The organism is Phycisphaerae bacterium (assembly GCA_028714855.1).
In the GTDB taxonomy this organism is placed as follows: domain Bacteria; phylum Planctomycetota; class Phycisphaerae; order Sedimentisphaerales; family Anaerobacaceae; genus CAIYOL01.
Genome location: JAQTLP010000016.1, coordinates 1 through 10,552 on the forward strand (window position 1 = coordinate 1; position 10,552 = coordinate 10,552).

General features: G+C 45.4%; 11 protein-coding genes. 1 reads left to right on the forward strand and 10 read right to left on the reverse strand.

Features of this window, described 5'->3' with window-relative positions:
• Positions 1-207: 207 nt before the first annotated feature.
• The 10 genes from PHG53_10285 to groL (PHG53_10330) form a co-directional block, all read right to left on the reverse strand.
• Positions 208-1,233 (reverse strand): hypothetical protein, encoded by a 1,026-nt coding sequence (locus PHG53_10285; protein MDD5382006.1) that lies wholly within the window; start codon positions 1,231-1,233, stop codon positions 208-210.
• A 310-nt stretch (positions 1,234-1,543) separates the two neighbouring features.
• Complete coding sequence (locus tag PHG53_10290; protein MDD5382007.1) at positions 1,544-1,951, reverse strand: hypothetical protein; 408 nt, start codon at positions 1,949-1,951, stop codon at positions 1,544-1,546.
• A gap of 641 nt (positions 1,952-2,592) precedes the next feature.
• The gene (locus tag PHG53_10295) at positions 2,593-3,285 is read right to left on the reverse strand and encodes a hypothetical protein (GenBank protein MDD5382008.1); all 693 of its coding nucleotides are present in this window, start codon (positions 3,283-3,285) and stop codon (positions 2,593-2,595) included.
• Between the two features lie 190 nt (positions 3,286-3,475).
• On the reverse strand, positions 3,476-3,985 hold the full coding sequence (locus PHG53_10300) for a hypothetical protein (GenBank protein MDD5382009.1): 510 nt from the start codon (positions 3,983-3,985) through the stop codon (positions 3,476-3,478).
• Between the two features lie 45 nt (positions 3,986-4,030).
• The gene (locus PHG53_10305; GenBank protein ID MDD5382010.1) at positions 4,031-4,354 is read right to left on the reverse strand and encodes a zinc ribbon domain-containing protein; all 324 of its coding nucleotides are present in this window, start codon (positions 4,352-4,354) and stop codon (positions 4,031-4,033) included.
• Positions 4,355-4,359: 5 nt separating this feature from the next.
• Positions 4,360-4,911, reverse strand: coding sequence for a nucleotide exchange factor GrpE (gene grpE / locus PHG53_10310; GenBank protein ID MDD5382011.1), 552 nt, complete (start codon positions 4,909-4,911; stop codon positions 4,360-4,362).
• Positions 4,911-6,050, reverse strand: coding sequence for a molecular chaperone DnaJ (gene dnaJ / locus PHG53_10315; protein MDD5382012.1), 1,140 nt, complete (start codon positions 6,048-6,050; stop codon positions 4,911-4,913). Before dnaJ ends, grpE begins: the two co-directional genes overlap by 1 nt.
• A 58-nt stretch (positions 6,051-6,108) precedes the next feature.
• The gene (gene groL / locus PHG53_10320) at positions 6,109-7,731 is read right to left on the reverse strand and encodes a chaperonin GroEL (GenBank protein MDD5382013.1); all 1,623 of its coding nucleotides are present in this window, start codon (positions 7,729-7,731) and stop codon (positions 6,109-6,111) included.
• A 44-nt stretch (positions 7,732-7,775) separates the two neighbouring features.
• Positions 7,776-8,066 carry a co-chaperone GroES gene (groES, locus tag PHG53_10325; protein ID MDD5382014.1) on the reverse strand — a complete coding sequence of 97 codons (291 nt, stop codon included), beginning with the start codon at positions 8,064-8,066 and terminating at the stop codon, positions 7,776-7,778.
• 18 nt (positions 8,067-8,084) lie between these two features.
• The gene (gene groL / locus PHG53_10330) at positions 8,085-9,779 is read right to left on the reverse strand and encodes a chaperonin GroEL (GenBank protein MDD5382015.1); all 1,695 of its coding nucleotides are present in this window, start codon (positions 9,777-9,779) and stop codon (positions 8,085-8,087) included.
• Positions 9,780-10,195: 416 nt separating this feature from the next.
• On the opposite strand from groL (PHG53_10330), the gene PHG53_10335 reads away from it, so the two are divergent.
• Positions 10,196-10,393, forward strand: a complete 198-nt coding sequence (locus PHG53_10335; protein MDD5382016.1) for a hypothetical protein — start codon at positions 10,196-10,198, stop codon at positions 10,391-10,393.
• Positions 10,394-10,552: the final 159 nt, after the last annotated feature.

A 10,552-nucleotide genomic window follows, 5' to 3' on the forward strand; every position in this document is an offset into this window, starting at 1 on the left:
CCGTACAATCGCTTCCATAATTCGCCTTCCATAACATCTCCTTTCAAAGGAATTCTATTCAGGAGTATTATGAAGGCGAATTTCTTAGGGCGCAAGGACTTATATCACTTGGCGCAAAAAGTTGTTCGCTGGGGGGCAAAAATTTTCACGTAGGGTTACTTTCCTAATCCAAAAGCCCACAACTTTATGTTGTGGGTTTGCTTTTGCTTACTTCCACGGCCAGTCAGCAGGACAGTCATCCAGCCAAGTGTTGGCCAGAATGCCGTAATCTACGAAATCGACCGTTCCGTCGCCATCCAAATCGGCCTCCAGATTTGAACCGGTTTGCAGCCATTGTTCACAGAACGCTTCAAGGTCATATAGATTCACGAAACAGCTTGTAGTAAAGAAATTTTCCGAGCCATAATTCCAACCTTCGCAACCTGTAAAATTACTGGCTTTGGCCCTGAAATAATATGTGGTTTCCCGATTTAACCCTGCAATGTCATAACTAAAAGAGCCGGTTCCAAAACTGCCGGATTCTATAAGAGAAAAAGTATAATTTCCCGGCGATGTCCCCCACTCAAAACCACGTTGAACAACATTCCCTCCACCGACACTATTAATGCTTCCATTCAAAGTTGCCTGGGAACCGGTGATATTGTCAGCATCGAAAGTAGACACCGCAGGAGTAGGCGACCAGGCTTGTATTTCATAAATATATGCTTGAGCATTAGAATTGGAATTTTTGTTGTTATAGGCAAGAACATAAACATATGCCTTAATGGCTGAACAATTAACCAAATTTAACCCGGTTAGGGTTACATGTCCAGAAGTTTTAACCGAATCTAAGCCATCGTGATATTGTGATTTCGATTCTAACCAGTCAGAACCCGGAACAGTTTGCCAAACTGAACCATTGTACCATTGAACATAATATTGAGTCGTAACATACCCTGTATCATCACCATATTCATGAGCATGGGCATAAAAACTAAAATCAATTCTGTTAACTAAACATGCTTGTGGAAATGTATGAGTGCTTGATATCGCACTTCCGCCCGTACTGCCAACATTAAGTCCATAATAAGTACCAAAATCTCCATCTATACTTTCAGGACCGGTCCCAACATTACCTCCTGAATAAACATGTGCTGTATCTGGCAACTGTATCATATCAATATCAGCCATTGCTGCTTTGCTTGAACAAAAGAGTAAACTTGAGAAAAATGTGACAAGTATGATCTTTTTCATAATCCTCTCCTTGTGAATCTAATTGGTAATCTATTCCATTTTACTTTTTCCTTGTTTCTCAATTCTACCCAAACCGCGAAACGTTGTCCACAACCATCTTGAACCTCTCAAGGTGTTGCTGAATCAACAATATTTTCCCCAACCTCGAAAACTCCGAAACAATTGGCGAAAGACTTAATCGCCAATTGTAAGTGCCTCGCCAGAACGCTTTCAGGAAACTAACTTGGGAAACTTAGTTCGAGAGAGTTATAATTTTCAGGCGTTTTAAACTGTCCCCAAAACCCCCCATTTTCAATGCCAAAAATCAGCGTTAATCATCCTTGATTGGATAGGCGGAGAGAAATGTGTAATCGATTCGTAGTTTTCCCGAAGTTACAGATACAGGCTCATACTGCAATACGCATGTCGGGGCAGACCAATCGTGATAAATCCTGCAATCAACCTTGCCGGATAGTTCTCTCTTTTCCCAATCGCTCGCGAAGACGTATGCATGTCCGTTAATATCACCTGTTACGTGGATGGTTAGTCCCAAAACATCTTTCGTCGGCGAATTAAGAGTAATGCTGCTTTTACCAGTCACGTCCCCAACATCTATAGTTAAGGTCTGTGGGCTCTCTAAACTAAATTCGGTAAACAGAAGGAAAAGACCATATAAGACAAGGCAGACAAGTAAAACCCAGAGTATTACACCGGCTATCCGCCTGAATAAATTCTTCATATCTTTTCCCGCCTGAAAAACTATCACCGTTGTGCGAAGCATGCCCTGGGTATTCACCCCATTGTACCCGCAAATTATTTCCCAGCAATGTCAAAATTGGCTTTGTTTGGGTTTGTTTTTTAGAGTTCATTGTTCGTTGTTTTTGGTTGTTAGTCACGGCATTTACTAAAGTTACAAGCATTTTTGATGTTTTGAAAATTGGCTTTGTTTCGCATAATTTATTCATTTTGATTGATTTTTCCCCTCTGCGCAGACGAACGGCAGACACCGGACGACAGACTCCAGACAACAGACAAGAGAGACAAACAAAAATTTCTAAGTCTTAATTTTTAAGTCATAAACGAATCCTAAGCTCTAAATACTAAACGCAAGAGGGACAGAATGCGTCCTTTCTATAATTGGAGGAACTTGCGCGATTGATGCGAAAATTATGGAGTTTTCGGGGGTGCGGTTTTGGCTAAGTCGTTATAGCAAAAGAGATAGAAAAAAATTTGAAAAAGTGGATTTTTGATTTTTACCTGCTGCGCTTTTGATTGATTTTTTACCCTACTCTTCTGAAGCACTACAAAAAATGGTGGCTGTCTCTGGTTTTCCTATGATGTTATTAATATAAGGATAAATCAAATTACTATAAAGAACTATTAGGTGGTTAATCCAAGTACATGAGTCGCAAATCGCACTCCGATAGGTGGAAATTCCAACGGATAGTTGGCATAATTCGGCAATCGAGCACCAGGCGCACCCGTCAAATGTACCAAGTGAAACGTATTAAGCTCTTCGAGAAGGCCCATTAAAAGATCTGGGGTTATATTGTCTTTTAGGCGATTGTAGATGTCCCTGAAATCTAGTCGTATATTCTCCTTCCCAAACTTTCCCTTATCCCTCAACTGTGCCTGCTTATAAACACACCCCAGCACACTAATCGCCCCGATTGAAATCGCATCGAGACATCTCACAAAATGGTCTAGTTCAGTGTATTTCAGCTTATCTGGGTCGCCTTTTTTTAAGAGTATATTGGACATTAAATTGGAAACTGCAACTAACCTCTCTTCTTTTTGGGAACGAACCATGATTAGATAGCACGATTTGAACAATTCTGCGAACTCATCTTTATTAACAGATTCAGGGTCAATTCTAGACTCAAGGTTTTCAAGCCGTTGTTTAAAGTGCTGGATAGTGGATTCAATTGCACGCTGAGTTGCCGTAGGGATATAGTCACCAATGAGACTGGCAATAGGTCCTCCTACGCATGGGACTGCCGCTACTCCTGCCTTGATAAGCGAGAGAACATGTTCGGATGTCCTCTTCTTGATTACATCTTCCGATTTTTCCACGATTCACTCTAACGGTGATTATTTTGATATCATTTCTTAGGCGGCTTGACCGAAGGCATATTGGGAGTTTGGTCAACTGGCGGTAAGCCTTTTTCGTTTGTGGTAGGCCTAGAATGTTGCGGCGGAATCGGTTTTGATTTTGGTGGTTGTGGTTGTTGTGATTGATGATTTTTTTCTTGGTCAGACATTTTTATACTCCATAAAAGTTTTTAATATAAGTTTCTGCCAATTGCTTAGCTTTTTTTAATAATTTTCCCTTTGTGGGTAATGTATTAATCTCAAGATGTTTTCGCAAGGCTTTTGTTTTTTTAGACCTGATATCAAACTGCAATTTGTTAATCTCTTCCTCTGTTAAGTTGCCTTCTGAAACATCGAACCATTTCATTTCAGCTATGATTAACAATTCTTCAAAATCTCTTAAGATACCACTAACGGCTTTTAAGCGAGTTTGATATGGCAAAAACTGTTTTATTGCGCCGACAAGTTGAGATATTGCGATAATAACAGCCCATACAAAACTATATTTTTGCCAAATAACCCATCCACAAATGCTACTACTAGAAGTTATCCCCAGAAAAATATTTATTGTTTTATCTATAAACTCAGATTGTTCCATATATAGTTCAAGATAATCCACATGTACCCTTAACTGAAAAAATTCCTTCCAGTATCTATCTTGATAAGGACTTGAATCAGTCATTTTTGACCTCTATCTGGTTTATTATAATTAAAACTCTTTTTCATTTTACTTTTTCTCAGGCTGACTTGGTTTGTCTTTTTTGGCAGGTTTAGTTTCAGGTTTTTTGGTTTCGGTTTTTTTCTCGCCGGTGTCTTTAGCAGGTGTGGCGGTCTTTTTTTCGCTTTCTTTTTGCTTTGTATAACCTTCGCTCCTGTAATCGGTTGCGTAAAACCCGGAGCCCTTGAAAATCACGCCTGCACCGGCGCCGATAAGCCGTTTAAGTTTATTTTTGCCGCACTTAGGGCACTTGCGAAGCGATTTCGCCGTTATCATCTGGAGCTGCTCAAACTCGTGCCCGCAACTTTCGCATACATAATCATAGGTAGGCACAGGACTTACTCCTCACCTGCTGTTTCGTCTTTTGTCTGCTCTTGCTCTGAAGGCAGCTTATTAACAATTACCCTGCTTGCCCTGATGACCCTGCCATTGAGCCTGTAACCTTTTTGGAACTCTTCGAGCACGATGTTATCTTCTTTTTCGGGTTCAGTCTTATGTGATACCGCCTCGTGCAAAGCAGGGTCGAATTTGGCGCCCAGCGAATCAATGCGTTCTACGCCGTGAGATTTGAGGATATCGAGGATTTGGTCATAGATAATCCGGATACCCTTGACAAAAACATCTTTGCTTTCGGCCGATTGGGCGTTTTGAAGCGTATGCTCGAAATTATCCAGAGCAGGCAAAAGCGTCTTTATTATTCTTTCCTTTTCGTAAGCGATTGTGTCGGCAGTCTGTTTGGCTGCGCGTTTTTGAAAATTCATATAATCTGCGCTGACGCGCTGCAGTTTGCCGAAAAGCTCGTCTTTTTCTTTCTGCAACTGCTCTATCGCAGGGAGAGTATTCTCCGGTTCCTGCTGACCTTCCGGTTTTTCTTTTCTTTTATGTGTCATCAGTTATTACCAAAATACTTTTTCAGTTTCTCGAAAAACCCTTTAGACTGGGGGTAAGCGCTTTTATCTTCTGTTTTGGCGAATTCTTTCAGCATTTCCTGCTGCTTAGAGTTGAGCTTGGCGGGGGTTTCGATAATAATCTGGACAAGCTGGTCGCCGTTTCGGTGCGTCCGCACATCCGGCAGACCCTGGCCTTTTATCCTGAAGATGCTGCCGTATTGCGTGCCCGGGGGAATCTTTAACTGCTTTGTGCCATCCAGACTCGGCACCTCTATTGTCGTCCCGAGAGCGGCCTCGGTAAAGCTTATAGGAACAACAGCTACAACGTTGTTTCCGTCACGATGCAGAAATTCATGCGGCTTTACGCCGACATAGCAATACAGGTCGCCTCTCGGCCCACCCACGCGGCCTGGTTCGCCTTCGCCTGCGACTCGAATTCCCTGTCCTTCGTGAACGCCGGGGGGGATTTTAACGTTTACAATGCGCTTTTTCGGCACCCTTCCTGTGCCTTTGCAGTTTTTACAGGGGTTGGTGATAACCTGGCCTCTGCCGCCGCATTGCCGACAGGTTGAGACCATCTGGAAAAATCCACCTCCGCTTGTTACCTGTCCTCTTCCGCCGCACATAGGACACCGGCCGGGGCTCGCCCCCTTAGCAGAAGCCGTGCCGTTACATTCCGGACATATATCCTGGCGGGTAAATTCGATGGTCCTTTCGACGCCTTTGGCGATATCGTTAAGCGTCAGCTCAACGGAGGTCTCCAGATCATATCCGCGGGCAGGACCGGCTCGCCCGCTTCTTCTGCCCCCGCCGCCGAAGACGCTACCGAGAAAATCGTCGACGCCGAACATATCTTCGAAGATGCTGCCGATATCCTGCCACTTCATGTGCGAATAGTCGCGCACGCCTGCGCCGCGTAGGCCTTCGTGGCCGAACTGGTCATATCGCTGACGCTTATCGGGGTCGCTTAAGACTTCGTAGGCCTCGGCGCACTCCTTGAACTTGGCCTCGGCATCCTTATCATTCGGATTTTTGTCCGGATGATATTTCATCGCCATCCGGCGGTATGCGCGCTTAATCTCGTCGGCAGAAGCGTTCTTGCCTACCCCCAGAACTTCATAATAATCCCGCTTTGCCATAGTATTCTAAAATTCGAAATTCGAATTTGAATTTGTTTCGTATTTCGATATTCAGGTTTTATCTAACCGCTCCCGGTATCGGGTCTTCGTCTTTATCTTTCAAGTCGGTTACTAACACGTTGGTCGTCAGCATCAATCCTGCTACGGAAGCAGCGCTTTGCAAGGCGATTCTGGCGACTTTTGCAGGGTCGATAATTCCGGCCTTGAACATATTGACGAATTGCCCGGTGTTTGCGTCGTAGCCGATGTTTTCATCTTTTTCCAGTTTTTCGAGAAGCTGTTCAACAATCACATCGCCATGGTCGCCGGAGTTATCCGCAATCTGCATTGCAGGCGTTTTGAGGGCGTCGCTTACGATATCAAAGCCGATTTTCTCATCGCCCTTGGCATTTGCTTTGGCTTTCTGAACTTTGCCGATGGCACGAAGGAACACAACACCACCGCCTGCGACAACGCCTTCGTCCGTTGCAGCTCTTGTAGCGTGAAGCGCATCGTCGAGAAGGTCTTTGCGTTCTTTCATTTCCGTTTCAGTTGCAGCGCCTGCTTTGATAATGGCGACACCGCCGGTGAGTTTGGCAAGCCGCTCCTGCAGTTTTTCACGGTCGTAGTTACTGGTTGTTTTTTCGATTTGGTTGCGAATCTGGTCGCAGCGGGCAGTTATACCCTGCTTTTTGCCGGTACCTTCAATTATCGTGGTTGTTTCCTTGCCTATAATAATTTTCCTGGCCTGCCCTAATTGTGAAAGCTCAATTTTTTCGAGCTTTATCCCCAGCTCTTCGGTGATTACCTCTCCGCCTGTGAGGACACCAATATCTGACAGCATTGCTTTTCTGCGGTCGCCGAAGCCCGGCGCCTTAACCGCACAGACTTTCAACACGCCCTGCAGACGATTAATAACCAGCGCCGCCAAAGCTTCGCCCTCAACGTCTTCGGAGATAATCACCAACGGCTTAGCAACCTGGGCGATTTTTTCGAGCAGGGGAATAATTTCACGAATGTTGGATATTTTCTTTTCATGCAGCAGGATATAGGCATCCTCGAAAATAGCTTCGAGCGTTTCAGGATTGGTCATAAAGTACGGGGATATGTAGCCCTTATCGAACCGCATACCTTCGACAACGGTCAGCTCGTTTTCCATACCCTTACCCTCTTCGACCTCGATGACGCCTTCTTCGCCGACTTTATCCATTGCATCAGCCAGGATTTCCCCGACTTGTGCGTTATTGTTTGCGCTGATAGTTGCCACTTTCGCAATGTCGCTGTGGCCTTTTACCGGAACGCTGACCGATTCGATAAATTTCGTAACAACTTCGGCCGCTTTACTGATTCCTCTCTGGATAGCTATGGAATTTACGCCGGCGGTGACATACTTCAGACCCTCGGAATAAATAGCTTCGGCCAGGACGGTTGAAGTTGTTGTCCCGTCGCCCACCTCATCGGAGGTCTTGTTGGCGACCTGGTTGACCATCTTTGCGCCCATATTCTTGAATGGTTCCGGCAGCTCTACTTCCTTGCTGACGGTGACACCATCTTTTGTAACTTTCGGCGAGCCCCAGCTTTTGTGCAGGATTACGTTCCTGCCCGTAGGGCCGAGGGTAACTTTCACCACTTTTGCCAATTGCGACAGCCCGTCTTTAAGGTGTGTTCGTGCTGTATCGTCGAACATTAATTGCTTTGCCATTTTTTATTGTCCCTTATACATTCGCTGTTAAACTTTTCTATTGTTCACTTCTCAATAATTCCCAGAATATCGCTTTCATGCAGAACTACGAATTTGTCTCCGTCAATATCGATTTCACTTCCTATGTATCTGGCGTAAATGACCTCATCATTTTTCTTAACGCTCATCTTGCCTCGTTTGCCGTCATCGAGCAGCTTGCCCGGTCCGACAGCAATTATTTTTCCGATTTGAGGTTTTTCCTTCGCAGTATCCGGCAGAATAATACCGCCGGCGGTTTTTTCTTGCGCTTGCGATTGTTTTATTACTACTCTGTCATCCAAAGGTCTCAGTTTCATAGTTTCTCCTTTTTCGTTTTACATCATACCCATACCACCCATGCCGCCCATACCGCCCATGCCGCCCATGCCGCCCATGCCACCCATGCCGCCCATACCTCCCGGAGGCATTGCCGGAGCGTCATCTTTATCTTTGGGCTTCTCGGTAATGAGACAATCCGTAGTCAGCAGCAGCACGGCTATGCTCACCGCGTTTTCCAGTGCGATGCGTGTCACCTTTGCAGGGTCAACAATGCCGGCGTCGAAAAGATCTTCATATGTGTCTGTATCGGCGTTATACCCGAAGCCGCCTTTGCCTTCGGCGACTTTATTAACTACCAGGTTCGCCGTTGCCCCGGCGTTCGCGGCAATCCAGTAGCAAGGCGTCGTTAGAGCCTTTGATACTATATCTGCTCCGGTTTGCTCATCACCTTCGAGTTTTAATTTCTTTACCGCATCAATGCACCGAATAAGTGCCACGCCGCCGCCCGGTACGATACCCTCTTCAATAGCTGCTCTTGTGGCATGAAGCGCATCTTCTATCCGCGCCTTTATTTCTTTCATTTCCGCTTCGCTCGCTGCGCCGACATTGATTTGAGCAACGCCGCCGGTCAGCCTGGCTAATCTTTCCTGCAGTTTCTCGCGGTCGTAATCGCTGGTTGTCGTTTCTATTTCGCTCTGGATTTGCCTGATTCTGCCGCTGACTGCATCTTCGCTACCTGCACCTTCGACAATGATTGTATTATCGTTATCGATGGTTATCTTTTTGGCCTGTCCTAACTGTTTGATGCTGATATTCTCCATCTCGATTCCCAAATCCTTGAAAATCGGCTCCGCCCCCGTCAGAACAGCAATATCCTCGAGCATTGCTTTTCTGCGGTCGCCGTAGCCCGGCGCTTTCACCGCCGCGACCTGCAGCACCCCTCTTAGTTTATTGACCACCAGCGTGGCCAATGCTTCGCCCTCGACATCTTCGGCGATAATCAGCATCGGCCTTTTGCTCTTTGCAATCTTCTCAAGCAGCGGCACAAGCTTGGCCACGTTGTTTATCTTGTCCTCATAAATCAATATGTATGGTTTTTCCAGCTCGCAGGTCATATTCTCCGCATCGGTCACGAAATGCGGCGAAAGGTAGCCACGATCGAACTGCATACCCTCGACGAAGTCAACAGTCGTATCGAGACTCTTGCCTTCTTCAACGGTAATTACGCCATCTTTGCCGACCTGCTGAAACGCATCGGCCATTTTATTGCCTATCGCGGTATCGTTGTTGGCGGATATCGATGCGACGTTGACAATGTCGGTTCTCTTGCTGATATCCACCGGCTTTGCCAGCGATTTCAGTTTCTCTACTATCACCTTGGCGCATTTTTGCATACCGCGTGCCAAAGACATTGCATCGGCCCCTGCCGCAAGATTTCGATATGCCTCTTTGAACATCGCTTCAGCAAGTACCGTCGCCGTAGTAGTCCCGTCGCCGGCCACTTTTGAGGTTTTGCTTGCTGCCTCTCTTACGAGTTTGGCCCCGAGGTTTTCGTTTTTGTCTATAAGCTCGATTTCTTCGGCCACCGTTACGCCGTCTTTGGTTACCGTTGGCCCGCCCCAGCCTTTATCAAGGATAGCGCATCGGCCTCTCGGCCCAAGCGTTGATTTGACTGCTGCCGCCAACTTTTCCGCCCCCGCCAGCAGAGCAGACCTTGCGTCAGATTCGAATGCCAACTCTTTAACTGCCATAATTGGTTTCCTTCCTAATACGTTTCAAATTAAAATTCAAAAAAGCCTACCCCCGAATTTTCGTATTTATAACAGATATGCAAAAAATATACCAGCTTAAAGTCAACACCTGCCTATTTTGGAGAGTTTAGCCCTAACTATCCTATTAATAAATAATTATGTAACACAAAAATTACACCTCCTAAAAACATAGCTATCCTCCAGCCAAAAGAAAACACACATTTTGGCAAGAGGTTCCGCCAATTTGACAGGCCAGCTCTGTTAAGAAGGGCAAAAAAATTTGGTCTCAGGGCCTATAAAAACTGTCGCTTATGTGTCGAATGCCTGAAATCACCCCTCCAAACACTCTATCACAATTATTTGCTTGAAATGGGAAACCTTTTCTGCTACAATACTTTTAACGAATGGGGGATAAAATGCACAAAAAATCACTACTGATATTCACAGCAATTATCATTTTGTCTGTATTAACCGGCCTGACCTTCGCCGCTGCTTTCGCTACTTTAAGAACCTATATCCACAACGGCCAATATATAAAAGAGATTTTCCTCATCGCCTTCTTATCCTTAACGATTTTATGCAGAGTTTACCTCTTCAGAAAGTCGCTGGACTAACCTGGAGCCGGTCTGTCGCAAATCAACTATCGTAATACAGATGGAACTCGTACGGGTGCGGTCGAATCGACATCTCGTCAATTTCCTCTTCACGTTTCCACTTAATCCACGCCTCAATGAGGTCTTCACTGAATACGTCACCCTCGGTAAGGAATTTAT